Source organism: Shinella sp. WSJ-2, assembly GCF_003432075.1.
Taxonomy (GTDB): domain Bacteria; phylum Pseudomonadota; class Alphaproteobacteria; order Rhizobiales; family Rhizobiaceae; genus Shinella.
In genome coordinates this window covers 53,192-79,055 of record NZ_QWBU01000014.1, presented here as the reverse complement: position 1 = coordinate 79,055, position 25,864 = coordinate 53,192, and the positions used below count along the sequence as shown (strand labels likewise).

General features: G+C 64.0%; 25 protein-coding genes. 8 read left to right on the top strand and 17 right to left on the bottom strand.

Features of this window, described 5'->3' with window-relative positions:
* Nucleotides 1-143: 143 nt before the first annotated feature.
* Nucleotides 144-1,367 (bottom strand): argininosuccinate synthase, encoded by a 1,224-nt coding sequence (locus D0Y60_RS21740; RefSeq protein WP_117372042.1) that lies wholly within the window; start codon nucleotides 1,365-1,367, stop codon nucleotides 144-146.
* Between the two features lie 188 nt (nucleotides 1,368-1,555).
* On the opposite strand from D0Y60_RS21740, the gene D0Y60_RS21735 reads away from it, so the two are divergent.
* The gene (locus tag D0Y60_RS21735; RefSeq protein ID WP_117372041.1) at nucleotides 1,556-2,407 is read left to right on the top strand and encodes an SDR family NAD(P)-dependent oxidoreductase; all 852 of its coding nucleotides are present in this window, start codon (nucleotides 1,556-1,558) and stop codon (nucleotides 2,405-2,407) included.
* Between the two features lie 81 nt (nucleotides 2,408-2,488).
* Entirely contained in the window at nucleotides 2,489-3,130 is a 642-nt protein-coding gene (locus D0Y60_RS21730) for a LysE family translocator (protein WP_117372040.1), read from the top strand.
* Nucleotides 3,131-3,134: 4 nt separating this feature from the next.
* On the opposite strand, the gene D0Y60_RS21725 is transcribed toward D0Y60_RS21730, so the two are convergent.
* The 6 genes from D0Y60_RS21725 to D0Y60_RS21700 all read right to left on the bottom strand — a co-directional run bounded on the left by D0Y60_RS21725 (nucleotide 3,135) and on the right by D0Y60_RS21700 (nucleotide 8,963).
* On the bottom strand, nucleotides 3,135-3,746 hold the full coding sequence (locus D0Y60_RS21725) for a DUF1287 domain-containing protein (protein ID WP_199564247.1): 612 nt from the start codon (nucleotides 3,744-3,746) through the stop codon (nucleotides 3,135-3,137).
* A 61-nt stretch (nucleotides 3,747-3,807) separates the two neighbouring features.
* Complete coding sequence (locus D0Y60_RS21720; RefSeq protein ID WP_117372038.1) at nucleotides 3,808-4,602, bottom strand: ABC transporter ATP-binding protein; 795 nt, start codon at nucleotides 4,600-4,602, stop codon at nucleotides 3,808-3,810.
* On the bottom strand, nucleotides 4,602-5,480 hold the full coding sequence (locus D0Y60_RS21715) for an ABC transporter permease (protein ID WP_117372037.1): 879 nt from the start codon (nucleotides 5,478-5,480) through the stop codon (nucleotides 4,602-4,604). The genes D0Y60_RS21720 and D0Y60_RS21715 overlap by 1 nt, the downstream gene beginning before the upstream one ends.
* A 121-nt stretch (nucleotides 5,481-5,601) precedes the next feature.
* Nucleotides 5,602-6,555 carry an ABC transporter substrate-binding protein gene (locus D0Y60_RS21710; protein WP_117372036.1) on the bottom strand — a complete coding sequence of 318 codons (954 nt, stop codon included), beginning with the start codon at nucleotides 6,553-6,555 and terminating at the stop codon, nucleotides 5,602-5,604.
* 116 nt (nucleotides 6,556-6,671) lie between these two features.
* Nucleotides 6,672-7,910 (bottom strand): 23S rRNA (adenine(2503)-C(2))-methyltransferase RlmN, encoded by a 1,239-nt coding sequence (gene rlmN / locus D0Y60_RS21705; RefSeq protein ID WP_117372035.1) that lies wholly within the window; start codon nucleotides 7,908-7,910, stop codon nucleotides 6,672-6,674.
* Nucleotides 7,911-8,060: 150 nt separating this feature from the next.
* Complete coding sequence (locus D0Y60_RS21700) at nucleotides 8,061-8,963, bottom strand: LysR family transcriptional regulator (protein ID WP_117372034.1); 903 nt, start codon at nucleotides 8,961-8,963, stop codon at nucleotides 8,061-8,063.
* 125 nt (nucleotides 8,964-9,088) lie between these two features.
* Here D0Y60_RS21700 and D0Y60_RS21695 point away from each other — a divergent pair, with 125 nt between their 5' ends.
* Entirely contained in the window at nucleotides 9,089-10,489 is a 1,401-nt protein-coding gene (locus D0Y60_RS21695) for an MFS transporter (RefSeq protein ID WP_245409263.1), read from the top strand.
* Between the two features lie 66 nt (nucleotides 10,490-10,555).
* On the opposite strand, the gene leuC is transcribed toward D0Y60_RS21695, so the two are convergent.
* On the bottom strand, nucleotides 10,556-11,965 hold the full coding sequence (gene leuC / locus D0Y60_RS21690; RefSeq protein ID WP_117372032.1) for a 3-isopropylmalate dehydratase large subunit: 1,410 nt from the start codon (nucleotides 11,963-11,965) through the stop codon (nucleotides 10,556-10,558).
* Between the two features lie 344 nt (nucleotides 11,966-12,309).
* On the opposite strand from leuC, the gene D0Y60_RS21680 reads away from it, so the two are divergent.
* Entirely contained in the window at nucleotides 12,310-14,208 is a 1,899-nt protein-coding gene (locus tag D0Y60_RS21680) for a hypothetical protein (protein WP_117372030.1), read from the top strand.
* A gap of 6 nt (nucleotides 14,209-14,214) precedes the next feature.
* On the opposite strand, the gene D0Y60_RS21675 is transcribed toward D0Y60_RS21680, so the two are convergent.
* From D0Y60_RS21675 to rplS, 3 genes are all read right to left on the bottom strand, one after another.
* Nucleotides 14,215-15,021 (bottom strand): amino acid ABC transporter permease, encoded by an 807-nt coding sequence (locus D0Y60_RS21675; RefSeq protein WP_117372029.1) that lies wholly within the window; start codon nucleotides 15,019-15,021, stop codon nucleotides 14,215-14,217.
* A 9-nt stretch (nucleotides 15,022-15,030) separates the two neighbouring features.
* Nucleotides 15,031-15,828 carry a basic amino acid ABC transporter substrate-binding protein gene (locus D0Y60_RS21670; protein WP_117372028.1) on the bottom strand — a complete coding sequence of 266 codons (798 nt, stop codon included), beginning with the start codon at nucleotides 15,826-15,828 and terminating at the stop codon, nucleotides 15,031-15,033.
* Between the two features lie 150 nt (nucleotides 15,829-15,978).
* Nucleotides 15,979-16,515, bottom strand: coding sequence for a 50S ribosomal protein L19 (rplS, locus tag D0Y60_RS21665; protein ID WP_117372027.1), 537 nt, complete (start codon nucleotides 16,513-16,515; stop codon nucleotides 15,979-15,981).
* Nucleotides 16,516-16,818: 303 nt separating this feature from the next.
* Here rplS and D0Y60_RS21660 point away from each other — a divergent pair, with 303 nt between their 5' ends.
* Entirely contained in the window at nucleotides 16,819-17,565 is a 747-nt protein-coding gene (locus D0Y60_RS21660; RefSeq protein ID WP_117372026.1) for a sulfite exporter TauE/SafE family protein, read from the top strand.
* On the opposite strand, the gene trmD is transcribed toward D0Y60_RS21660, so the two are convergent.
* The 6 genes from trmD to D0Y60_RS21630 all read right to left on the bottom strand — a co-directional run bounded on the left by trmD (nucleotide 17,547) and on the right by D0Y60_RS21630 (nucleotide 22,451).
* The gene (trmD, locus tag D0Y60_RS21655) at nucleotides 17,547-18,239 is read right to left on the bottom strand and encodes a tRNA (guanosine(37)-N1)-methyltransferase TrmD (RefSeq protein ID WP_117372055.1); all 693 of its coding nucleotides are present in this window, start codon (nucleotides 18,237-18,239) and stop codon (nucleotides 17,547-17,549) included. The two genes, D0Y60_RS21660 and trmD, sit on opposite strands and share 19 nt — an antisense overlap.
* Nucleotide 18,240: 1 nt before the next feature.
* Complete coding sequence (rimM, locus tag D0Y60_RS21650) at nucleotides 18,241-18,816, bottom strand: ribosome maturation factor RimM (protein ID WP_199564246.1); 576 nt, start codon at nucleotides 18,814-18,816, stop codon at nucleotides 18,241-18,243.
* A 159-nt stretch (nucleotides 18,817-18,975) separates the two neighbouring features.
* The gene (rpsP, locus tag D0Y60_RS21645) at nucleotides 18,976-19,341 is read right to left on the bottom strand and encodes a 30S ribosomal protein S16 (protein WP_117372024.1); all 366 of its coding nucleotides are present in this window, start codon (nucleotides 19,339-19,341) and stop codon (nucleotides 18,976-18,978) included.
* Between the two features lie 38 nt (nucleotides 19,342-19,379).
* A complete protein-coding gene (locus D0Y60_RS21640; protein WP_117372023.1) occupies nucleotides 19,380-19,706 on the bottom strand; it encodes a chorismate mutase in 327 nt (108 codons plus the stop codon).
* A gap of 11 nt (nucleotides 19,707-19,717) precedes the next feature.
* The gene (gene ffh / locus D0Y60_RS21635; RefSeq protein ID WP_117372022.1) at nucleotides 19,718-21,259 is read right to left on the bottom strand and encodes a signal recognition particle protein; all 1,542 of its coding nucleotides are present in this window, start codon (nucleotides 21,257-21,259) and stop codon (nucleotides 19,718-19,720) included.
* A 271-nt stretch (nucleotides 21,260-21,530) separates the two neighbouring features.
* On the bottom strand, nucleotides 21,531-22,451 hold the full coding sequence (locus D0Y60_RS21630) for a cobalamin biosynthesis protein CobT (RefSeq protein WP_117372021.1): 921 nt from the start codon (nucleotides 22,449-22,451) through the stop codon (nucleotides 21,531-21,533).
* 67 nt (nucleotides 22,452-22,518) lie between these two features.
* Between D0Y60_RS21630 and D0Y60_RS21625 the strand changes: the two genes are divergently transcribed.
* From D0Y60_RS21625 to mtaB, 3 genes are all read left to right on the top strand, one after another.
* Entirely contained in the window at nucleotides 22,519-23,601 is a 1,083-nt protein-coding gene (locus D0Y60_RS21625) for an MBL fold metallo-hydrolase (protein ID WP_117372054.1), read from the top strand.
* 78 nt (nucleotides 23,602-23,679) lie between these two features.
* The gene (gene dapF, locus D0Y60_RS21620; protein WP_117372020.1) at nucleotides 23,680-24,582 is read left to right on the top strand and encodes a diaminopimelate epimerase; all 903 of its coding nucleotides are present in this window, start codon (nucleotides 23,680-23,682) and stop codon (nucleotides 24,580-24,582) included.
* Nucleotides 24,579-25,853 (top strand): tRNA (N(6)-L-threonylcarbamoyladenosine(37)-C(2))-methylthiotransferase MtaB, encoded by a 1,275-nt coding sequence (mtaB, locus tag D0Y60_RS21615; protein ID WP_117372019.1) that lies wholly within the window; start codon nucleotides 24,579-24,581, stop codon nucleotides 25,851-25,853. The genes dapF and mtaB overlap by 4 nt, the downstream gene beginning before the upstream one ends.
* Nucleotides 25,854-25,864 lie beyond the last annotated feature (11 nt).

Sequence of the window (25,864 nt, the reverse complement as noted above, 5' to 3'; positions counted from 1 at the left end):
CATCCCAGGCGTTGCACCGAGGGTTCCGTGCATTTCTGCTGACTTAGGGGTACTTAACCCCGTGCTAGCGAAACACCCTTTGGGACGCAAAAAAGGCCCGCTGCCGTTTCCAGCAGCGGGCCTTTTCATTTGGATCGTCCCGATCAGCCGCGCTTGTTGCGGGCGGCGAGGGTGCGCAGGCGCAGCGCGTTCAGCTTGATGAAGCCGGCGGCGTCCTTCTGGTCGTAGGCGCCCTGGTCGTCCTCGAAGGTGACAAGCTTGTCGGAATAGAGCGATTTGTCCGATTCGCGGCCGATGACCATGACATTGCCCTTGTAGAGCTTCAGCGTCACTTCGCCCTCGACATGCGTCTGGCTCTTGTCGATCAGGGCCTGCAGCATCTCGCGCTCCGGCGAGAACCAGAAGCCGTAATAGATGAGTTCCGCATAGCGCGGCATCAGCTCGTCCTTGAGATGCGCAGCGCCGCGGTCGAGCGTGATGCTCTCGATGGCGCGGTGCGCGGCAAGCAGGATCGTGCCGCCGGGCGTCTCGTAGACACCGCGCGACTTCATGCCGACGAAACGGTTTTCCACGAGGTCGAGACGGCCGATGCCGTTATCGCGGCCGTACGTGTTGAGCGCGGCCAGCAGCGTCGCCGGCGACATGCGCACGCCATTGATCGAGACGGCATCACCCCGCTCGAAGCCGACCTTGATGATGGTCGCCTTGTCGGGTGCAGCTTCCGGCGAAATGGTGCGCATATGCACGTATTCGGGGGCTTCGATGGCCGGATCTTCCAGAACCTTGCCCTCGGAGGACGAGTGCAGCAGGTTGGCATCGACAGAGAAAGGCGCTTCGCCCTTCTTGTCCTTGGCGACCGGGATCTGGTGCTCTTCGGCGAATTCGAGCAGGTGCGTGCGGCTCTTGAACGACCAGTCGCGCCAGGGGGCGATGATCTTGATGTCGGGGTTCAGCGCATAGGCCGAAAGCTCGAAGCGGACCTGGTCGTTGCCCTTGCCGGTCGCGCCATGCGCGATGGCGTCGGCGCCGGTCTTGGCGGCGATCTCGATCAGGTGCTTGGAGATCAGCGGGCGGGCAATCGACGTGCCGAGCAGGTAGACGCCTTCATAGACCGCATTGGCACGGAACATCGGGAAGACGAAATCGCGCACGAATTCTTCGCGCACGTCCTCGATGAAGATCTCCTTGATGCCGAGCATCTCGGCCTTCTTGCGCGCCGGCTCCAATTCCTCGCCCTGGCCGAGATCGGCCGTGAAGGTCACGACTTCGGCGTTGAGTTCGGTCTGAAGCCACTTCAGGATGATCGAGGTGTCGAGGCCGCCGGAATAGGCGAGAACGACTTTCTTCACGTCTTTATGTGATGCCATGATGATGAGGTCCGTTGCATGGAGAGGATCTGCGGCAAGCCCGCAAGGCCCGGTGTCGCGGGCACTTTTAGCGAGATTGGCGCGCGGCGCAAGGGCGATGCCCGTCGCATCCTGCCGCAGGCAGGGTTTGACGCCGCCGCGAGCGACCCCATATTGCGCAGGACTGGACCATGGAAGGGGATGAACCCATGACCGACCTCAAGGACATCATCAAGCAGGACAACGTCGCCGTCGTCACCGGCGGCGCCTCCGGCATCGGCCTTGCCGCCGCGCGGCGCTTTGCCGAGGCCGGCATGTTCGTGACGATCGCCGACCGCAATGCCGACCAGCTCGCCGAAGCGCGCGTCGAACTGGAGGCCATCGCCGGCGAAGCCAATATCATGGCGGTGGAGACCGACGTTGCCCACCGCCACGAGCTGGAAGCGCTGGAGCGCGCCGTCCAGCAGCGTTTCGCCCGCGTGCATGTGCTGATGAACAATGCCGGCATCCAGCCGGACACCTCGATCTTCAGCGCCGAGGCCAACTGGGGCCATATCCTCGCCGTCAACCTGATGGGCGTGATCCACGGCACGCAGGTCTTCGGGCCGAATATGCTGGCGCATGGCGAGCCCGGCCTTATCATCAACACCGGCTCCAAGCAGGGCATCACCACGCCGCCCGGCAACCCCGCCTACAATGTCTCGAAGGCCGGCGTGAAGGTCTTTACCGAAGCCTTGCAGCACGAGCTGCGCAACACCGAGGGCGCGAAGCTCTCCGCCCATCTGCTGATCCCCGGCTTCGTCTATACGGCGCTCACCAAGGGGGACCGCACGGAAAAGCCGGACGCCGCCTGGACGCCGGCCCAGACCGTCGATTTCATGCTGGAAAGCCTCGCACGGGGCGATTTCTACATTCTCTGCCCCGACAACGACGTGCCGCGGGCGCTGGACGAGCGTCGCATGGCCTGGGCGATCGGCGACATCATCGAAAACCGTCCGCCGCTCTCACGCTGGCACAAGGATTATGCCGAAGCCTTCCGGACCTACCTGGAAGACCGATAGGGCCCATCACAAAGCTTGATTGGTAATTGCCGAAAAGCCCGATTAGGGATTTCGTCTCCGTTCCGCTTTTCAGGCTTCACCATGGACCTCCTGCCCACGATTTCGACGCTTCTCGCTTTCACGGCCGCAAGCTTGCTCCTGGCCGTGACGCCCGGCCCGGACATGACGCTGTCGATCAGCCGCGCTCTGTCGCAGGGCCGTGGTCCGGCGCTTTATGTCGTGGTCGGCACCAGCCTGGGCATCGTCGTGCACACGCTGCTCGTCGCCTTCGGCATTTCCGCCCTCATCACCGCCTCGCCGACGGCCTTCCTGATCCTGAAGACGGGCGGTGCCGCCTATCTGCTGTGGCTCGCCGTCCAGGCCATCCGCTACGGCTCCAGCTTCACGGTGAAGGCCGCGGCCGGCCCGCGCGGCACGGCCTTCGCCAATATCTCCACTGGCTTCTGGGTGAACCTGCTGAACCCCAAGGTCATCATCTTCTTCATGACCTTCCTGCCCCAGTTCATCTCGGCCGGCGATCCCGATGTCACCGGCAAGCTGATCGTGCTTGGCCTGCTCTTCATCGCCATCGGCATGCCGGTGAACATCCTCGTCATCCTCGGCGCCGACAAGCTCGCTGCCTGGCTCCAGCAGAACCCCAATGTGCTGCGCGGCATCGACTACACCTTCGCCGGCGTTTTCTCGATCTTCGCGGCGAAAATCCTGCTCACGCAGGCGCGATAAGCCCTTACACGCGATAGCGATAATGCCCGGTGATGGGGTAGGCGAAGAGCACATCCTCGAGCCGGACACCGGCACCGATATTGTGCACGACGAACGGTCGTGAGCCGTCGGCTGTACGTTCATCCGCGACAATTCCGATATGCGGCAGGTTTCCGGGCAGCATATGGGAAACGATATCGCCCGGCCGATAGTCCGCGCCCGCCTCGCTGATCGCCTGCGCCGCACCGGCCCGCCTGAAAAAGGCCTGGAGATTGGGTACCCGGCGATGGTCGATGTTGCGATCCGTCTTCTTCAGACCCCACAGTGCTGGATAGGCCGAGAATGCCTTACGCATGTCCTCATGGACGAAAACCTGAAGATCGATGTCGAGCGCATCGCGATAGGCGCGAACGATGACATCGGTACACACGCCACGCTCGCGTGGAACGTCGCCGCCGGGATAATCGAGTTTCGAATAGGCGGCGTCATAGGTCAATGTGACACCGACCTGACGGCGCGCCGCCGCCACGAGCCTGCCGGCGGGTTCGCTTCTGGTATCCGCCCTTACGATCACCGGCAGCGCGAGAACCAGACCCGCCGAGAGACCGCCCAAGAGACAATCGCGACGCAACAGCATGTTCACCTCCCACATCCGACCGCAAAAAACTGCGGGCGGATTCAGGCGGTTTGTTGGCGCCTCAGCTGATCAGCAGCGCGTCGTCGTCCAGCGTCTGGCCGCGCATCTTGCGGAACATCGCGATCAGGTCCTCGACCTGAAGATTTTTGCGGTTGTCGCCTGCGACGTCGAGCACGATCTCGCCGCCGTGCAGCATGACGGTGCGGTGGCCGTAGTCGAGCGCCTGGCGCATGGAATGCGTGACCATCAGCGTTGTCAGCTTGCGCTCCGAGACGATCTTCTGCGTAAGCGTCATGATGAACTCGGCCATGCCGGGATCCAGCGCTGCGGTGTGCTCGTCGAGCAGCAGCACATCGGAGCCGGCAAGCGTAGCCATGACCAGCGAGACGGCCTGGCGCTGGCCGCCGGAGAGCAGGTCCATGCGGTCGCGCATGCGGTTTTCGAGGCCGAGATTGAGTTCGGCGATGCGCTCGCGGAAGACGGCGCGACGCTGCGGCCCGAGCGCCGAGGACAGGCCGCGACGTTCACCGCGACGGGCGGCAAGCGCCAGGTTCTCCTCGATGGAAAGCGCACCGCAGCTGCCGGTCAGCGGATCCTGGAAGACGCGGGCGACGCGGCCGGCGCGGCCGGCGGTGCCCTGGCGGGTGACGTCGGCGGTGCCGATCTTCACCTGTCCCTCGGTCGCGATCACATCGCCGGCGAGAACGCCGAGCAGGGTCGACTTGCCCGCACCGTTCGAGCCGATGACGGTGACGAACTGGCCTTCCTCGATGGTGAGGCTGACACCGTTCAGCGCCTGCTTCTGCAGCGGCGTGCCCTTGCCGAAGGTAACCTTGATATCGGAAACGGAGATCATCAGGCGGCTCCTCCGCGGCGAAGGCGCGGCAGGACGAGCGCCACGGTGACGAGCAGCGCCGTCACGAAATTGAGGTCGGAGGCCTGCAGGCCAAGCACGTCGGAGGACAGCGCAAGCTGGATGGCGATGCGATAGAGGATCGAGCCGAGCACGCAGCCGATGAGCGCCATCAGGATACCGCGTGTGCCGAACAGCGTTTCGCCGATGATGACGGCGGCAAGGCCGACGACGATGGTGCCGACACCGGAGGTGACGTCCGCGAAGCCGTTGGTCTGGGCAAAGAGCGCGCCACCGAGGGCAACCAGCGCGTTGGAAAGCGCAATGCCGAGATAGATCTGGCGGTTGGTATCGACGCCCTGTGCGCGGGCCATGCGGGCGTTTGCCCCGGTCGCGCGCATCGAGAGGCCGGCATCGCTTTCCAGGAAGCGCCAGACGAGGACGACGGCGAGGACGACGAGAACGAAGATGAAGAGCGGCCGGACGTAGAAATCCCTGAGACCATGGCCGAAGAACGGGCTCAGCATCGTCTCGGCATTGATCAGCGCGACATTCGGCTTGCCCATGACGCGCAGGTTCACCGAGAACAGCGCAATCATCGTCAGGATCGAGGCGAGCAGATTGAGGATGCGGAAGCGCACATTGAGCATCGCCGTGACGAGGCCGGCACCGGCACCGGCCAGCATGGCCACGAAAGCGGCAAGCCAGGGGTTGATGCCCGCGATGATCAGCACGGCCGTGACGGCGGCACCGAGCGGGAAGGATCCGTCCACGGTCAGGTCCGGGAAATCCAGCACGCGGAAGGCAAGGTAAACGCCAACGGCGACGAAGGCATAGACCAGCCCCAGTTCGACGGCACCCCAGAAGGCAATCAGGCTCACGGCTCTCGGCTTTCTCTTTTCACCCGTTCCGCAGGTGTGGCGGGATGGGTCTCTTTAACAGATCAACCGCTGCCGGCGATCCGGCAGCGGTTGATCCCGATTGGTAATGTAAAACGGAAACTTATTCGATGACGCGGGTCGCGCGGCCGACGAGAGCTTCCGGCAGGGTGACGCCCATCTTGGCGGCCGCACCCTTGTTGACGACGAGGTCGGTGCCGGCGGCAACCTTCACGGCGATATCGCCGGGGTTTTCACCCTTGAGGATGCGCACGACGATTTCACCCGTCTGCTTGCCGACGTCCTTGTAGTTGAAGCCGAGCGCCGCGATAGCGCCGCGCGAGACGGAATCCGTGTCGGCGGTGAAGAGCGGCAGCTTGGCTTCCTCGGCGACGGAGACGGCACCTTCCAGAGCGGAGATGATCGTGTTGTCCGTCGGGATGTAGATGGCGTCTGCTCGACCGACGAGGGCGCGCGCGGCACCCTGCACTTCGGCAGACTTGGTGGCGGCGGATTCGACGACCGTCAGGCCGGCCTTTTCCGCTTCCGCCTTCAGCACGGCGAGCAGAGAAACGGAGTTCGCCTCGCCGGAATTGTAGAGGAAGCCGATCGTCTTGGCGTTGGGCAGGATTTCCTTGATGAGGGCCAGATGCTCGGCAACCGGCGACATGTCGGAAAGGCCGGTAACGTTGCCGCCAGGCTTGTCCATGTCCGTCACGAGCTGTGCGCCGAGCGGATCGGAAACGGCGGTGAAAACGACCGGGATGTCCTTCGTCGCGGAGACGACGGCCTGCGCCGAAGGCGTGGAGATCGGCACGATCACGGTCGGGTCTTCGCCGACGAACTGGCGGGCGATCTGCGCGGCCGTCGCGGGGTTGCCCTGCGCCGATTCGTAGATGAACTTCAGGTTCTCGCCTTCCTTGTAGCCGGCGGCTTCCAGCGCTTCCTTGACGCCGTCACGGGCGGCATCGAGCGCCGGATGTTCGACGATGGCGGTCACGGCAACCGTGACGTCCTCGGCCTTTGCAGGAAGGGAAATCGCGACCGTGGCCGCGAGAGCGAGGAGAAGTTGACGCATGAAGGTCTCCCTAGAATGATTTCAGGGCGTTTCTAGGCAAAACAGCCCTTCAGATCAATTCTCGGAAAGCGCTTCATCAATCACATTTTCTGATAGAAGCCTGCGGCAAAACGGCCTCAGTCGTCCTCGCCATGACCGACGATCATCATCGCCTCGAAAGCCATGCGCTCGACCTTGCGCATGCGCTCGGATTCCGACTTCAGCTGGCCGCAGGCGGCGAGGATGTCGCGGCCGCGCGGCGTGCGGATCGGCGAGGCATAGCCGGCCTGATTGATGAAATCGGCGAAGCGCTCGATCTGCTCCCAGTCCGAACACTGGTAGTTCGTGCCCGGCCAGGGGTTGAACGGGATGAGATTGATCTTCGCGGGAATGCCTTTGAGCAGTTGGGTGAGCAGCTTGGCATCTTCCAGACTGTCGTTGACGTCCTTCAGCATCACATATTCGAAGGTGATGCGCCGCGCATTCGACAGGCTCGGATAGGCGCGGCAGGCGTCGAGCAGTTCCTTGAGCGGGTACTTCTTGTTGATCGGCACCAGCATGTCGCGCAGCTCGTCGCGCACGGCATGCAGCGAGATCGCCAGCATCACCCCGATCTCGGAGCCCGTGCGATAGATTTCCGGCACGATCCCGGAGGTCGAGAGCGTGACGCGTCGCTTGGAGAGCGACAGGCCATCACCGTCGGTGGCGATGAGGAGCGCCGTCTTGACGTTCTCGAAATTGTAGAGCGGTTCGCCCATACCCATCATGACGATGTTGGAGACCTTTCGGCCCTCGGCGGGCACGATGGCGCCGGCCGGCGTGTCGCGGTCCGGGAAATCGCCGAGCCGGTCGCGGGCGAGCAGCAGCTGGGAAAGGATTTCCTCCGAGGTCAGGTTGCGCACCAGCTTCTGCGTGCCGGTGTGGCAGAAGGAACAGGTGAGCGTGCAGCCGACCTGGCTGGAAATGCAGAGCGTTCCGCGGCCTTCTTCGGGAATGTAGACGGTCTCGATCTCGACCGGTCGGCCAGCGCCGCGCGCGGGGAAGCGCAAAAGCCACTTGCGGGTACCGTCATTGGAAATCTGCTCGTCGACGATCTCCGGGCGGGCAATCGTGAAATGCGTCTTCAGCATTTCGCGCATGTCCTTGGAGACATTGGTCATGTCGTCGAAATCGGAAACGCCGCGCACATAGAGCCAGTGCCAGAGCTGGCTGACGCGCATCTTCACCTGGCGCTCGGCCACACCCTTCTCGACCAGCGCGCGGCCCATGTCTTCACGAGAAAGACCGATCAGCGTCGGCTTTTCCGCGGCCGGAATGGTGCGGACGACCGGCGCCTTGACCGGGTCGGCGGTATTGAGAAAATCCATGCTTGCCATCGGGTCACTCCTCAAGAACAGGCGGCGCCGGCGCAGGCTTTTGCGCCACGGCGGTCCATGCTCGACTGAAGTTCATTGCAGGCCAGGAAATGCCGGGAAGTGCGGCGTATGGCCCAGTTGCCGGCCCTTTAGCATTGTTCTGCCGGAAAGTCACTGCCCATCAGGCCGCAGGCAGATCTCGCGCAGGCAGGCCCGCAGCCAGCGATGGGCCGGATCGGCATCCATGCGCGGATGCCAGAGCAGCGAGACGGTGAAGCCGGGCAGATCGACCGGCAGCGCGAAAGCCGTCACGCCGTCGCGAAACGACAGCGTCGACCTGTCGGAGACCTGCGCGATCAGGTCGGAGTTTTTCGCAAGCGTCACGGCCTCGGTAAAGCTTGGCACCGTCACGGCTATGGTGCGCGTCAGTCCCTTCAGCGCCAGCGCCTCGTCGACCGGCCCGCGCTCCCGCCGGCCGCGCGAGACGAGGATGTGGCCGCCGGCCGCGTAGCGCTCCGGCGTGATCGGCCCGTCAAGCAGCGGATGTCCGTCGCGCACGATGCCAATGAAGCGATCGCGGAAGAGTGCCTGCGCGCGTACCTCCGGCCCCGTCGTATCGCCGATCACGCCCGTTTCGAGATCGACGATCCCGTCGCGCAGCGGCGTGCTCTCCTTGTCGGGCTTCGGCACGAAGCGCAGTTTCACGCCCGGCGCTTCGCGGGCCACCCGCGCCAGCAGCGCCGGGCCGTAGGTATCGACGAAACCCTCGCGGTTGCGCAGCGTAAAGGTCCGCACAAGGGTCTTCAGGTCGAGGATCTCGGCCGGCCGCAGCAGCGCCTCCGCCTCTTGCACGATCTGCCCGACCCTCTGACGAAGCTCCGCCGCCCGCGGCGTTGGCACAAGGCCGCGCCCCGCCCGCACCAGCAGCGGATCGCCCGTGACGTCGCGCAGCCGTGCTAGCGCCCGGCTCATCGCCGAAGGGCTGAGCCTGAGCCGTCGGGCGGCCTGCGCAACGCTGCCTTCAGCAAGCAGCACGTCGAGCGTCACGAGAAGATTGAGATCGGGCCGAGACATGCGCGATCCTAGCACGTCGGCGGTAAAATGACATGGCGTCAGACGCACGAATAGAATGCAATCCGTGCGCATTCCGCCATTCCAGGGAAAGGCCTATCTGCTCCGAAGAACCAAGGAGCAGTCCCATGCAAGACACGGAAACACCAACGGCGAACCGGAACAGGCTCGGAACCCTCGCCGGCCTGTCGCTCGCCATCCTGTTGTCCTCACTCGGCACGAGCATCGCCAATGTCGCCCTGCCGACGCTCGCGCAGCACTTTTCCGCCCCCTTCCCGCATGTCCAGTGGGTCGTCCTCGCCTATCTGCTTGCCAGCACCGTGCTGATCGCCGGCATCGGGCGCCTCGGCGATCTCTTCGGCCGCCGCCGGTTGTTGCTGGCGGGCCTTGCGGTGTTTTCCGCTGCCTCGCTTCTGGCCGGGCTCTCGCCGTCGCTGCCCTTCCTCATTGTCGTCAGGGCCGTTCAGGGCGCGGGGGCGGCGGCCATGATGGCGCTTGCCATGGCCTTCGTCAGCGAGACCGTGGCGAAAGAACGGATCGGCAGCACGATGGGCCTGCTCGGCACCATGTCGGCGGTCGGCACCGCATTCGGCCCCTCGCTCGGCGGCCTGCTGATCTCCGCCTTCGGCTGGCCTTCGATCTTCCTCGTCGCCGTGCCCTTCGGCATCGCCGCCTTCTATCTCCTGCGACATGTCCTGCCCGTCGACCGCAAGGCGACCACCGCAAGCCGCTTTGACCTCATAGGCGCCATGCTGCTGGCGATATCGCTTGCCGCCTATGCACTCGCCATGACGGCCGGCGGAGGCCGCATCGGCCTTGTGAACGCCGCGCTCGTCGCCACCGCCGTCATCGGCGCGATCCTCTTCGCCGTCAGGCAGCGCCGAACCGCCTTTCCGCTGATCCGCCCGGCCGCCTTCCGCCGCACCGGCTTCCCCGCCAGCCTCGCGGCCAACATCCTCGTCGCGACCGTCATCATGGTGACGCTGGTCGTCGGGCCGTTCTACCTGTCGCGCACGCTCGGTCTCCGCCCGGCGGAAGTGGGCTTCGTACTGGCGATCGGCCCCATCGTCTCCGTTCTGACCGGCCTGCTGGCGGGGCGCCTCGTCGACCGCTTCGGCCCGTCCCCGATGGTTGCGACCGGGCTTGCCACGATGGCGGCCGGTGCGGCCGCCCTGCCCGTGCTCTCCGCCTGGTTCGGCCTGCCCGGCTATGTCGCGGCCATCGTCGTGCTGACGCCCGGCTATCAGATGTTCCAGGCCGCCAACAACGCCGCCGTCATGACCGGCATCGCCGCAGACGAGCGCGGCGTCATCTCGGGCCTGCTCAATCTGTCGCGCAATCTCGGCCTCATCACCGGCGCCTCGCTGATGGGCGCGATCTTCACCGCCGCCGCCGGCACGCGGGATCTCGCCGGCGCCGACCCGGCCGCCGTTGCCTTCGGCATGCAGGTGACCTTCATCGTGGCCGCGACCCTGCTCGTCGCCGCACTCGGCCTGTCGCTGCCCGGTTTCCGGCGCGCCCCAGCCTGAACGGCAGGAAACAAAAAGGCCGGGAGAAATCCCGGCCTTTCTGCAATTACGGCAATGAAACCGTGATCAGTTGAACGTGCGGATATCGACGAAGTGGCCGGCGATCGCGGCAGCCGCGGCCATGGCGGGCGACACGAGATGCGTGCGGCCCTTGAAGCCCTGGCGGCCCTCGAAGTTGCGGTTCGAGGTGGAGGCGCAGCGCTCGCCCGGCTTCAGGCGGTCGTCGTTCATGGCAAGGCACATGGAGCAGCCCGGCTCGCGCCAGTCGAAGCCGGCGTCCTTGAAGATCTTGTCGAGACCTTCGGCTTCCGCCTGCTCCTTCACGAGGCCGGAGCCCGGAACGATCATGGCATTGACGGTGGACGCCACCTTCTTGCCCTCGACGACCTTGGCGACGGCGCGCAGGTCCTCGATGCGGCCGTTGGTGCACGAGCCGATGAAGACGCGATCAATGGCGATGTCGGTGATCTTCGTGCCCGGCTTCAGGCCCATGTAATCGAGGGCGCGCCACTTGGAGGAACGCTTGGTCTCGTCTTCGATATCGTCGGGGTTCGGCACGACGCCTTCGACGGAGACGACGTCTTCCGGCGAGGAGCCCCAGGACACGATGGGCGGCAGGTTGGCGGCGTCCAGGACAACGACGCGGTCGAAATGCGCGCCTTCGTCGGTGTGGAGCGTCTTCCAGTAGTCGAGCGCCATTTCCAGCGCCTTGCCCTTGGGCGCGCGCGGCTTGCCCTTGATATATTCGAAAGTCTTCTCATCGGGCGCGATGAGGCCGGCGCGCGCGCCGCCTTCGATCGTCATGTTGCAGACCGTCATGCGGCCTTCCATCGAGAGCGAACGGATGGCTTCGCCGGCGAATTCGATGACGTGGCCGGTGCCACCGGCCGTGCCGATCTCGCCGATGATGGCAAGGATGATGTCCTTGGCGGTCACGCCTTCCGGCAGCTGGCCATCGACGCGCACCAGCATGTTCTTCGCCTTCTTCTGGATCAGCGTCTGGGTGGCCAGCACGTGTTCCACTTCCGACGTGCCGATGCCGTGCGCGAGCGCGCCGAAGGCGCCGTGCGTGGAGGTGTGGCTGTCACCGCAGACGATGGTCATGCCCGGCAGCGTGAAACCCTGCTCGGGACCGACGATGTGCACGATGCCCTGGCGCACGTCCTTCTCGGAGTAATATTCGACGCCGAATTCGGCCGCGTTGTTGGCGAGTGCCTCGACCTGGATGCGGCTTTCCTCGTTCTTGATGCCCTGGGCACGATCCGGCGAGGTCGGAACGTTGTGGTCGACGACGGCGAGCGTCTTGCCCGGCGCGCGCACCTTGCGGCCGGTCATGCGCAGGCCTTCGAAGGCCTGCGGCGACGTCACTTCGTGAACGAGGTGACGGTCGATGTAGAGAAGACAGGTGCCATCTTCCTGGCGGGAGACGATGTGGTCGTCGAAAATCTTGTCATAGAGGGTACGGGGTGCGCTCATGGCTTTTCATCCGTCTGGCATGTTTGGGAAAGGGAAATCGACAGCGCGAGGCTGCTGGACCGCGAGCGATCAGGATAGAAGGCTGATAAGCGCCCCGAAGACGCGCGCAAAGAAGCGTGCCGGCAGGCGCTTGTGATCCTGCAGCACGACGACATGCTTTTCCGTGCATCCGAACTTGGATTCCATATGCCCGCATATAACGATTTTTTGACAGCGCGGCAAGTTGGCCGCAGGCATCGCCGTTTACGCTCCTTCCGAAAATTTCCAGCGCGCCTCCTTGCCGCCATCCCGAATTTTTGACACTCGATAGACGTATCCGGCAGGGACCGGTTTAGGGGACAGATATGAAGACGATTACCTGGCGCGACCGCCTGCGCTACCAGTTCGACAAGAGCATGGCGGCGGGACCGATCGCGCTGATCGGCTGGCTTGCCGTGATCTCGCTGGTGGTCATCGTCATCGCCGGCCTGTTTCTCGCCATAACCGGCATCGCGCAGGAGGGCGGCACACCCGTCTCCTTCATCGAGGGTGCGTGGGAATCTCTGATGCGCACCATGGATGCGGGCACGATGGGCGGCGATGCGGGCTGGAGCTTCCGCGGCGTCTCGCTCGTCGTCACCGTCGCCGGCATCTTCGTTTTCTCCGCGCTGATCGGCGTTCTCTCTTCCGGCCTCGACGAGAAGCTGGACGAGCTGCGCAAGGGCCGCTCGCATGTGCTGGAGAAGGACCACACGATAATCTTCAACTGGTCGCCCTCGATCTTCGACGTGATCTCCGAACTGGTCATCGCCAATGAGAGCCGGCGCAACCCGCGCATCGTCATCATGGCCAACAAGGACAAAGTGGAGATGGAGGATGAGATCGCCGACAAGATCGCCGATCTCAGGAACACCCGCATCATCTGCCGCAGCGGCGATCCGACCGATCTCTACGACGTCAACATCGTCAATCCGCAGGCCTCGCGCTCGATCGTCGTGCTCTCGCCGGAAAGCGACTATGCCGATTCCGAGGTCATCAAGACCGTGCTCGCGCTCGTCAACGATCCCGACCGCCGCAGGGAGCCCTACCAGATCGCCGTCGAGATCCGAGACGCCAAGAATGCGGAAGTCGCCCGCATCGTCGGCGGTTCGGAGCTTCAGTTGGTACTGGCAGACGAGCTGATCTCGCGCATCGTCGTCAGTTCCTCGCGCCAGGCCGGCCTTTCGGCCGTCTATACGGAACTGCTCGATTTCGACGGCTCGGAAATCTATGCCGTCGAGCAGCCGGCACTGGTCGGCAAATCCTTCGGCCATGCCGTGATGGCTTACGACACCTCGACGCTGATCGGCATCTGCGACCTCGATGGCGTCGTGCATCTCAATCCGCCCAACAACCGCGTCATTGTCGCCGGCGAGCGAGCGATCCTGATTGCCGAGGACGATGCCGCCATTAAACTACGCGCCGACGATTTCGAGGTGGATCGCGAAATCGTGCGCCCGCCGGTACAGCGCACGCAAGGGCCGGAACGCACGCTGCTGCTTGGATGGAATCGCCGTGGACCGATCATCGCGCAGGAACTGTCGCGCTATGTGGCGCCGGGCTCCGAACTTCTGATCGCCGCCAACCGGCCGGATCTCGAAACGATTGTCGAGGGGCTATCCTATCTCAAGGAAAACCTTACCGTTCGCTGCACCGTCATCGACACGACGAACCGCGCGGCGCTCGATGCGCTGGATGTGCCGTCCTACGATCACGTGCTGGTGCTCGGCTACAGCGACGACATGGCGCCGCAGCCGGCCGACACCACGACGCTGGTGACGCTCTTGCAGCTGCGCAAGATTGCCGATGCCGCCAACCAGCATATCGGCATCGTCAGCGAGATGATCGACGTGCGCAACCGCAACCTGGCCGCCGTCACCCGCGCCGACGATTTCGTCGTCAGCAACAAGCTGGTCAGCCTCATGCTGGCGCAGGCCTCGGAAAACGAGCTGATGGCGCAGATCTTCGACGAGCTGCTCGACGAGGACGGTTCGGAAATCTACATGCGCCCGGTCACCGACTATATCGCCATCGACCGGCCGGTGAATTTCTACACCGTCACGCTCGCCGCCCTCATCCGCGGCGAAGTGGCGCTCGGATACAGCCGCGCGACCACATCCAGCAACGACCCACGCAACATGGGTGGGGTCGTGGTCAATCCGGTGAAATCCGAGAAGCTGTCCTTCGATGCTTCGGACCGCCTGATCATCCTCGCCCGCCAGTAAGGCGGGTCAGGTCCGCCGCATGCGCCGCTCGAGGCCGCGTAGGCCCAGCGACAGGCCGATGGTGAGGATCAGATAGACATAGGCGACGATGGAATAGGTCTCGAAGAACCGGAAGGATCCGGAAGCATAGACCTTGCCCATCTGCGTGATGTCGGCGACCCCCAGCACGGAGACGAGGGACGAATCCTTCACCATCGCGACGAAATCGTTGCCGAGCGGCGGCAGGATGACGCGCACCGCCTGCGGGAATACGACGAGCCGGAAGCGCTGGAAGCGCGACAGGCCAAGCGCCTTGGCCGCCTCCACCTGCCCCTTGTCGACCGACTGGATTCCCGCGCGAAAAACCTCGGCGATGAAGGCGGAATAGCCGATCATCAGCGCGATGATCGCCCGCCACATCAGAGAGAGATCGCGGACCAACACGGGTTCCATGGCGCCGGCGGACACCAGCGGGCTGATCACAAAGTTGATGACCGCCACCAGCGCCGGCGCGCCGACGAAGGCGATATAGAACAAGAGCACCAGGATCGGCACACCACGGATGACCTCCGTGTAGAAGCGGGCGATCTGGCGCAGCGCCTTGTGCTCCGAAAGCGCCATCAGGGCGACGCCGAGGCCGAGCACGGTGGCGAGTACAAAGGCGACGAGGGTCACGAAGATGGTGACCCACAGCCCCTTCAGCACGACGCCGAACACCTGCGCGTAGAGATCATTGGCAATGATGACGCCAGCGAGCGCCAGCGCGATTGCCGCAAGCGCGACCAGCCACCAGGGATAGTCGCCCTTGCCGGCGTCAGACGAAACGGGAGCCATGACCGCCCGTCACTGACCCATCTTGTAATCGAGGAACCACTTCTTGTTCAGCGCGTCCAGCGTGCCATCCGCCTTGAGGGCTGCAATCGCCGCATTGATCGGCGCGACGAGGTCGGAGCCCTTGGGGAAGATGAAGCCGAAATCTTCCGTGCCGAGCGGGCCGCCGACGACCTTCAGCTTGCCGCCGGAGGCATCGACATAACCCTTGGCCGCGACGCTGTCGGTGAGCACCAGATCGACGTCGCCGGCCTGCAAGGCCTGCACGGTCGCGCCGAACGTCTCGAACAGCTTTATGCGCGGGTTCTGTTCATTGCCGTCGAGGATTTCGTAGACGGCGGTGTAGAAGGGCGAGGTGCCCGGCTGGGCGGCGATCAGGCCGTCCTTGAAGGCGCCGAAGGTCTTGGCATCCGTGAACCGGTTTTCATCGGCGCGCACCAGCATGAACTGCTGCGAACGCATGTAGGGGTCGGAGAAGTCGACCTTCTCCTTGCGGTCGTCCTTGATGGTGATGCCCGTCATGCCGATATTGTACTGGTTGTCGGAGACGGCCTGGATCATCGCGTCCCAGGAGGTATTCTGGTACTCGACCTTGAAGTTCAGCCGCTTGGCGATCTCGTTCATCGCATCATATTCCCAGCCGATCTGGTTGCCGGTCTTGGGGTCGACGAACTGCAGCGGCGGATAAGCGTTCTCCGTGACGACGACGACGGACTTGCCTGCGAGATCGGGCAGATCCGAAGCCATGGCGGCGACGGGCATGAGGGCAGCGGCGACGAGGCCTGCAAGAACGGTGCGGCGGGAAAACATCAAAATATGCTCCTGATTGTGGCGGCGGAACACTGTCACAGGTTCAGGCGGTGAAGCAAGCACGACACTCGCGCGCAAAGGCTTTTCCGTAAAACAAAAAGCCGCCGGCCAGGGCCGACGGCTTCGAAATCCCTGAATGCGACTGCCGGATTATTCGGCGGCGGCTTCAGCAGCCTTTGCGGCTTCGGCGGCAGCGGCCTTCTCGGCAGCTTCGGCTGCAGCCTTTTCAGCGGCGAGAGCCTGGGCGGCTGCGACCTTCTCGGCTTCCAGACGTGCCTTTTCCTCGGCAACGGCGGCGCGCTCGGCGTCGTTCAGCTTGCGGGCGCGCGTGCCGGTGTTCTCGATGATACGAGCCGACTTGCCGCGACGATCGCGCAGGTAGTAGAGCTTGGCGCGGCGGACCTTACCGCGGCGGACGACTTCGACGCCTTCGACGAGCGGCGAGTAAACCGGGAATACGCGCTCGACGCCTTCGCCGTAGGAGATCTTGCGGACGGTGAAGCTTTCGTTGATGCCGCCGCCGGAACGGGCGATGCAGACGCCTTCATAGGCCTGTACGCGGGTACGCGAGCCTTCCGTGACGCGCACGTTGACGCGGACGGTGTCGCCCGGGGAGAATTCCGGGAGCTGGCGCTTGGCTTCGATTTTCGCGGCCTGTTCGGCTTCGAGCTGCTGGATGATGTTCATCGGTCTAAACCTTCGGTTTTTCTGAAACAGCCAGAGCGCTCGACGATCGCCTTGGAGGTCACGCCTCGTGAGGGTAGTCCGTTGCCGGACGGAGCGGGTACGCCATTCTTTGCTTGCAGGTCGGCTGGGTAATCCCAAATCCGTGCGGGCCAATACACCAGGTAAAGCCGTTTGTCATCCCCTCAAGACAAAAGAATCCGACCGGGAATGGCGGTTTTTCCGGCCTTGCCGGCCTCGTAGCACCACGATATCACGCTTTGCAGGAGGAGACAGCGGCCGATGGCCGTTGCCGCGAGGAGTGCCATGACCTTTGCCGATGCCATTTTACTGTTTGCCGCTGGCTATCTCTCCGGCGTGGTCAATGCCATTGCCGGCGGCGGCACCTTCCTCACCTTCGGCGCCATGACGCTGACCGGCCTGCCGCCGATCGTCGCCAATGCCACCTCCTCCATCACGCAGTTCCCCGGCTACGTCACCTCCTCGCTCGCCTATGCCAAAGAGATCAAGGCGGACTGGAAGGAAGCGTCCCTGCTCGGCGCGCTGTCGCTCGTCGGCGGCCTTGCCGGCGCGCTCCTGCTACTATCGCTCGACAATCCGTCCTTCCGCGCGCTAGTGCCCTGGTTGCTGCTGGCTGCGACCATCATCTTCGCCGCCGGCCCCTATCTCAAGCCGAAGACGCTGCATGCCGAAACGCCGGTTTCGCCGCTCGGCCTCGCCGGCCAGTTCGTCACCTCGATCTATGGCGGCTTCTTCGGCGCCGGTATGGGCATCATGATGCTCGCCGTTCTCGGCCTCACAAAGGGTGGCGATTATCACCGGCTCAACGCGCTGAAGAATTTTCTGGCCGTCGTCATCGCGGGCGTCGCCATCGTCGTCTTCGCCAGCGGCAAGGTCGTCGGCTGGCCGCAGGCCGCCGTCATGGTGCCGGCCGGCGCGCTCGGCGGCTGGTCCGGCGTCTGGGCGGCGCGGCGCGTGCCGCAGCCGGTCATCCGCGGCCTGGTAGTCGCGGTCGGTATCGCGCTCACGATCTATTATTTCGTAACCGGCTGAGACAGCAGGTCGGGCCGGCGGGCGCGTGTGAGGGCCTCGGCTTCTTCCCGCCGCCACCGTTCGATGGCCGCGTGATTGCCCGAGGTGAGCACACCGGGAATTTCGCGGCCTTCCCAGACCTGCGGGCGCGTATAGTGCGGATGCTCCAGCAACCCGCCTTCAAAACTCTCATGCTCGCCCGAGAGCGCATTGCCCATCACGCCGGGCAGGATACGCACGATGGCATCGAGGAGGATCATCGCCGCCGGCTCTCCGCCGGAGAGGATATAGTCGCCAATCGACACCTCTTCGAGCTGGCGTCCATCGATGACCCGCTGGTCGACACCCTCGAAACGGCCACAGACCACGATGACGCCCTCGCCGGCCGCCAATTCGCGAACCCGCTGCTGCGTCAGTGGCTTGCCGCGCGGGCTCATCAGCAGGCGCGGACGGTTGTCGCCTTCCGACGCATGATCGATCGCCCTGGCCAGCACATCCGGCTTCAGCACCATGCCGGCGCCGCCGCCAGCCGGCGTGTCGTCGACGGTGCGGTGGCGGTCGGTGGTGAAATCGCGGATCTGCACGCAATCGAGCGCCCAGTCGCCGCGCGAAAGCGCCTTTCCCGAGAGCGACTGACCGAGCAGGCCGGGAAACATTTCCGGATAGAGCGTCAGGATGGTGGCGCGGAAAGCCAAATCAGTCCCCGTCGTCTTCCGGTGGACGGCGGCGCCGGCTGCCGGGACCATTCTGCTCTTCTTCCTCGAGGCCGGCGGCGATCGCATCGATGACGAGGCGTCCGCCCTCGACGTCGATTTCCAGCACGGCGGCTTCGGAGAAGGGAATGAGCACCGGCCGCTTGCCGGGGCCTTTGAGCTCGAGAAGATCGCCCGCGCCGAAATCGAAGATGCCGGTCACCGTGCCATGGCTGCGGCCCTGCGTGTCGACGGCCTCCAACCCTTCGAGATCGGCATAGAAGAATTCGTCCTCGTCCAGCTCGTCATCCGGCAGGTTTTCGCGTTCGATATAGAGGTCGGTACCGGTGAGCGCCTCGGCAGCGTTGCGGTCGTTGACACCGCGGAACCGCACGACGACGACGTTCTTCGCCTCGCGCACTTCCAGCACCTCGAAGGAGCGGCCGTCTGCTGTGTGCAGATGGCCGTAGTCGCCGATCGCCGTCGGGTCGATCGTGAAGGATTTCACACGGACTTCGCCGCGCAGGCCCTGGGCCGCGCCGATCGTGCCCATGAGGACGGGATTTTCCAGTTTCGCCATGGTTTCGTTCCGAGCGTTCGTGAGGAGCCTCATACGACGTCTCGGCCGAGGCTCCTAGAGCAATTCCAGCAAAAGTGCGTGAGCAGCCGGGGCTGACGCAAATGAAAACGGGCGGCATGAGACACGCCGCCCGTCTTCGGAAAGGATTATACGGGCGGATTATTCGCCAGCGGCGGCAGCAGCGGCGTCTTCTTCCTTCTGCTTCTTCTCGGCGGCGCGCTCAAGCGCCTTCTTGCCCGGCTTCGCCTTGGTCGGGTTGGAGCGGGCGTCACGCTTCAGAACGCCGGCTTCGTCGAGGAAGCGGGCAACGCGATCCGTCGGCTGGGCGCCCTTGGCGAGCCATTCCTTGGCGCGGTCGGCGTCGATCTGCACGCGGTTTGCGTCGTCCTTGCCGAGCATCGGGTTCCAGGCGCCGAGCTTCTCCAGGAAGCGGCCGTCACGCGGCGAGCGGGCGTCGGCAACGACGATCTGGTAGTACGGACGCTTCTTGGAGCCACCGCGGGCGAGACGAATTTTCAGGGACATGTCATTACTCCTTGGATGTGGTGAACCCGCGCCTTGGTTTAGGCGGGGCTGTTCTGGTTTGCGCCGCTGTGTTCAGCGGCAATGGCTTCATGGTGCCGGATCACCTCGCGGATGATGAAGTTCAAAAACTTCTCCGCGAAATCCGGATCCAGATTGGCATCCTTCGCCAGGCGGCGAAGGCGCTCGATCTGGTATTCCTCGCGCGCCGGATCTGCCGGCGGCAGTTCATGCGTCGCCTTCAGCACGCCCACCGCCTGGGTGCAGCGGAAGCGTTCGGCAAGCATATGCACAAGGGCAGCGTCGATATTGTCGATCGACTGCCGGTATTGACCCAGTTGTTCCCTGACCTTGGGATCGATCGCCATGGTTCAGCCCCTCACTTCTTCTTCGGCAGGCCGGGCAGGCCCGGAAGCCCGCCGCCGAGACCGGGCAGGCGCAGACCGCCGCCACCGAGACCCGGCAGGCTGCCAGGCTTGATGCCCGCGGCTTCCGCCTGCTTGGCCAGCGCTTCGAGCTGCTTGGGGTCCATGCTGGACAGATCCGGCATGCCGCCCATGCCGCCGCCAAGGCCCATCTTGCTCGCAAGACCGCCCATCATCTGCTTCATCATGCCGCCCTTCTTGCCGCCCATCATCTTCATCATGTCCGCCATCTGGCGGTGCATCTTCAGAAGCTTGTTGATGTCGGCGGCATCGGTTCCGGAGCCGGCGGCGATGCGCTTCTTGCGGGAATGCTTGAGCAGGTCGGGATTGGCGCGCTCGGCCTTGGTCATCGAATTGATGATGGCGATCTGGCGACCGAACAATTTGTCGTCGAGGCCGGCGGCCGACATCTTGTCCTTCATGCCGGCCATGCCGGGCATCAGGCCCATGATGCCGCCCATCCCGCCCATCTTCTGCATCTGGCGCAGCTGGTCGGCGAGGTCGTTCAGGTCGAACTTGCCCTTGGCCATCTTGGCGGCCATGGCGGCCGCCTTCTCGGCGTCGATATTTTCCGCCGCCTTCTCGACGAGCGAGACGATGTCGCCCATGCCGAGGATGCGGTCGGCGACGCGGCGGGGGTGGAACTCTTCGAGCTCGCCCATCTTCTCGCCGACGCCGATCAACTTGATCGGCTTGCCGGTGACGGCGCGCATCGAAAGGGCGGCACCGCCGCGGCCGTCGCCGTCCATGCGGGTCAGCACGAGGCCGGTGATACCGACGCGGTCGTCGAAATTGCGGGCGAGGTTGACGGCGTCCTGACCGGTCAGCGCATCGGCAACGAGCAGGATTTCATGCGGATTGGACTTCCGCTTGATCTCCGCCATCTCGATCATCAGCGGCTCGTCGATATGGGTGCGGCCGGCAGTGTCGAGGATGACGACATCGTGGCCGCCGAGCTTGGCGGCCTGCACGGCGCGCGCGGCGATATCGGTCGGCGACTGGCCGGCGATGATGGGCAGCGTGTCGATGCCGGTCTGCACGCCGAGCTGGCGCAGCTGCTCCTGCGCGGCCGGACGGCGCGTGTCGAGCGAGGCCATCAGGACCTTCTTCTTCTCGCGCGTCTTCAGCCGGTTGGCGATCTTGCCCGACGTGGTCGTCTTACCCGAGCCCTGCAGACCGACCATCATGATGACGACGGGGGCGGGCGCGTTGAGATCGATGGACACGCCCTCGGAGCCGAGCATGGCGACCAGCTCGTCATGCACGAGCTTGACGACCATCTGGCCGGGCTTGATCGACTTCAGGATTTCCGCGCCGACGGCCTTTTCGCGCACCGCATCGGTGAAGGAACGCACCACTTCCAGCGCCACGTCCGCTTCGAGAAGCGCACGACGGACCTCGCGCAGCGCCGCGGCGACATCCGCCTCGGAAAGCGCGCCACGGCCTGTCAGTCCATTCAGAATGGAGCCAAGGCGGTCCTGGAGTGTTTCAAACATCACGTCTTCCTTCTTGTTTCCGTTCGTGGCGGAAACGTCGGTGCTATCGGCGGCAAAAACAAGACGCAAAGCCAAAAAGCACCCGAGGGCGCATCGCGCTGTCGGGTGTTGACCTCCGGGATCTGTTTATACCGCAATGGGTCCCGGTCGGCGGCTTCAAGCATTCGTACTTGTCGCAGATGCGCGGCTTAAACAGCAATGGGGCCGGAAAGTCAAGGATAGTGACACGCGGAACGCCGCATCTCACGGGATCCGAACTGTTTCGCCGGGCTCAATGGAGCCTGTGGCTCTTCACCAGCAAGGAATACACCATATCGATCATTGTGGTCGCAAGGACATCCGCATTCTCGATGGTGACGCCATCGCCATAAATTGTGCGGACATCGAACCCCAGCCCCACCGCAGCGACACGCAAGGACTGCTCATCTTCAAGACGCCCCAATACGCTCTTCAGATGCTCCAGGAGATAGGCTTCACCGTTTTCGAGAGCCGTTGAATCATCCATTGGGACACCGTCGGACACGGTGAGGAGGATTTTCTTCGCCTGCCTGTGCTTCATCAGACGACTGACCGCCCACTCAACAGCTTCGCCGTCAACATTTTCCTTCAAAAGGTCCGGCCTCAGCATGTTGCGAAGGCGGTATCCCAAGGTGGGAGAGTCGTCTTCGTCAGCCGATCTGTAGACGATATGCAGCAGGTCACAGAGCCGGCCGGGCCGGTCCCGCCTGCCGGATCTTTTCCATTTCTCTCGCGACAACCCACCCTTCCATCTTGAAGTGGTAAAGCCCAGGACTTCGACCTTGCAGCCAAGGCGCACCAAAAACTCGCATGTGATTTCCGCTGCGGCCGCGGCAAGAAGGATCGATTGCCCTCGCATCGAACCGGAATGATCAACAAGCAAAGAAAACACAGTGTCCTGCCTTTGAGCCGGTGTTAGTTGCGCCGTTATTGTCTTCGCCTTTTCCAGCCCCTGTAGTGCGCCTGTCGTCTTCCATGACGTCAGTGCGAATTCAAAGGCATTCCAGGCTTTTGCGAGCTCGATGGCCTCGTCGTCGGAAAGCCGGTTGAGTACGCGCGGCAACTCGTCTTGCTTGACGATGCGGTCATATTCACGCGTGTAGACCCGATAATCGAACGTCTGCTTGCGACGTTTTTCGAATAGTCTGGAAAGAAATTTCGGGGTGAACCGCATATCTAACTTTTCTGCGAGTTAAAGCCGGCACATTGCGACCGGGGTGGCCAATACTTATACTTTCATGATGAACCGTCGCAAGTTTCTGAAATGGTCTGGTATCGGCACGCTGGCCACCTTGGCCGGCGGCGCGTTTGCGAGCCGCAGCATGGCCGCAAACCGATATTATGACGGCCCCGTCAGCAACCATTTCGATGGTACGCATTTCTTCAATCCCGGTGGCGAGGAGCCGAACAACTTCTTCGAACTGATGCGCTGGCAATTTGGCGGCGGGCGGGTGGCATGGCCGGCGGACTGGCCGAGCCCGTTTCCGCCAGCAATACCGGAAGCGCGCGTCGAGGGCGATCGGCTGGTCGTGACGATGGTCGGCCATGCCTCACTGCTCATCCAGACGGCCGGGCTCAACATCCTGACGGACCCGGTCTGGAGCGACCGGGCGAGCCCCTTCTCCTTTGCCGGGCCGAAGCGCGTCAATCCGCCCGGCATCAAGCTGACGGATCTGCCGAAGATCGACGCCGTGCTCGTCACGCACAATCACTACGACCATCTTGATCTCGCGACGCTGAAGGCGCTTTCCGAGCGGGACAATTGCCTGATCTACACGCCGCTCGGCAATGAAAGCATCATGGAGCCTGTCGTCGGCGAAGGGCGTATTACGACCATGGACTGGGGCGGCAGCACGCCCTTGTCCGTGGGCGTCACGCTCCATTGCGAGCCGTGCCACCACTGGTCGGCGCGCGGTCTGGGCGACCGGCGCATGGCGCTGTGGTCGGCCTTCCTGATCGAGACACCGGGCGGAAAGATCTATCACATCGGCGATACCGGCTTTCACCAAGGCATCAATTACCGGGCGATCCGTGAGAAACATGGGGCGATCCGCCTCGCCAACCTGCCTTTCGGCGCCTATGAGCCGCGCTGGTTCATGCGCCCGCAGCACCAGAATCCGGATGAGGCAGTCAAGGGCATGGTCGCCTCGGGGGCTGCCTATGTCGCCGGCCACCACTGGGGCACGTTCCGGCTGACCAACGAGGGCGTGGACGAACCGCTGGCGGCGCTGGAGGCAGCGCTTCATGCGGCCGGCATCGAACGCACGCGATTTCATGCTCTGAGGCCCGGTGAGGTCTTCGAGGTTCCGTTCGCCACAGTCTGAGCAAGGCACTGGAAATCCGCGGGCTTTTCCGCCATATACGCCGCAACGGGCCGCCTTCGGCCCAATCGGGCAGATGTGATGACAAAGACGGTCGAATTCGCAAGGATGAACGGGCTGGGAAACATGATCCTGGTCGTGGACATGCGCGGCCGCGCGGATGCCGTCACACCGGCCGCCGCGATTGCGCTCAATGCCGATCCCGCCACCCGTTTCGACCAGATCATGGCGATCCATGATCCCCGCGTCGATGGCACCGACGCCTTCATCGACATCCTCAACTGCGACGGCACCAAGGCGCAGGCCTGCGGCAACGGCACGCGCTGTGTCGTGCAGGCGCTGGCGAGCGAAACCGGCCGCAAGGTTTTCACCTTCCAGACCGTCGCCGGCATCCTGAACGCCGTCGAGCACGAGGACGGTACGATCTCCGTCGACATGGGCAGGCCGGTCTTCGAATGGAACCGCATCCCGCTCGCCGAGGAATTCTACGATACGAGCCGCATCGAGTTGCAGATCGGCCCGATCGACGCGCCGATCCTGCATTCGCCCTCGGCCATGTCGATGGGCAATCCGCATGCGATCTTCTGGGTCGACCGCGACCCGATGAGCTTCGATCTCGACCGTTTCGGCCCGCTGCTCGAAAACCACCCGATGTTCCCGGAAAAGGCCAACATCACGCTGGCGCAGGTGACGTCGCCGACGTCGATGACGACGCGCACCTGGGAGCGCGGCGCGGGCCTGACGCTCGCCTGCGGTTCCGCGGCCTGCTCGGCCGGCGTTTCCGGCGCGCGTACCGGCCGCACTGGCCGCAAGGTCGAGATCACGGTCGCCAGCAGCCCGAACCGCGGCAAGCTCACCATCGAATGGCGCGACGACGACCATGTCGTCATGACGGGACCTGCCGAATGGGAATGGTCGGGCACGCTCGACCCCGTCACCGGCGCCTTCCGCCGCGACGATGACGCCGGGGCGGCCGCCCTTTGAGCGGCGTCGACGTCATAACCTTCGGCTGTCGGCTCAACACCTACGAATCGGAAGTGATGCGCGCCGAGGCCGAGAAGGCGGGGCTGAACAACGCCGTGCTGGTCAACACCTGCGCCGTAACCGGCGAGGCCGTGCGCCAGGCACGCCAGGCGATCCGCCGCGCGCGCCGCGACAATCCGCATGCCCGCATCATCGTCACCGGCTGCGCCGCGCAGACGGAGAGCGAGACTTTCGCCGCGATGCCGGAGGTGGATGCCGTACTCGGCAACGAAGAGAAGCTGAAAAGCGCCTCCTACCGGGCGCTGCCGGATTTCGGCGTCTCGGCGGAAGAGAAGCTTCGCGTCAACGACATCATGAGCGTGCGCGAGACCGCGCCGCAGATGGTGCGGCTGATCGACGGCCATGTGCGCGCCTTCGTGCAGGTGCAGAATGGTTGCGACCACCGCTGCACCTTCTGCATCATTCCCTATGGCCGCGGCAATTCCCGCTCCGTGCCGATGGGCGCGGTGGTCGAGCAGGCGCGTAAACTCGTCGAGAGCGGCTATTGCGAGATCGTGTTGACCGGCGTCGACGCCACCAGCTACGGCGCCAACCTGCCCGGCAGGCCGAGCCTCGGCCAGCTTGCCAAGACGCTGCTGAAGCAGGTGCCGGAAATCCAGCGTCTGCGGCTCTCCTCCATCGATAGCATCGAGGCCGACGCGCATCTCTGGGACCTGATCGCCGAGGAGCCGCGCTTCATGCCGCATCTGCATCTCTCCTTGCAGCATGGCGACGACATGATCCTCAAGCGCATGAAGCGCCGCCACTCCGCCACCGATGCCCGCGCCTTCTGCGGCCGCGTGCGCGATCTGCGGCCTGACGCCAGTTTTGGCGCGGACATGATCGCCGGCTTTCCGACGGAGACCGAGGACATGTTCGCCAATGCCGGGAAGCTCGCGGAAGACTGCGGCATCGCCCATCTGCACGTCTTCCCCTACAGCCCGCGCCCCGGCACGCCGGCCGCCCGCATGCCGCAGCTCGACCGCGCCCTCGTCAAGGAACGCGCCGCGCGGTTGCGGGAGACTGGAAAACGGCTGCACACGACCCATCTCGACCGGATGGTGGGCAGCGCGCAAACAATCCTCGTCGAGAACAACGGCCTCGCCCACACCGAAAATTTCACGCTCGTCGATGCCGCCGGCCTGAAGCCGCGCGACCTTGTGCCGGTCACCATCACCGGCCACAATGGCAAGCACCTGACGATGCGGCCCGAAACCCGCCTTCTCGCATAACCAGCGGATAC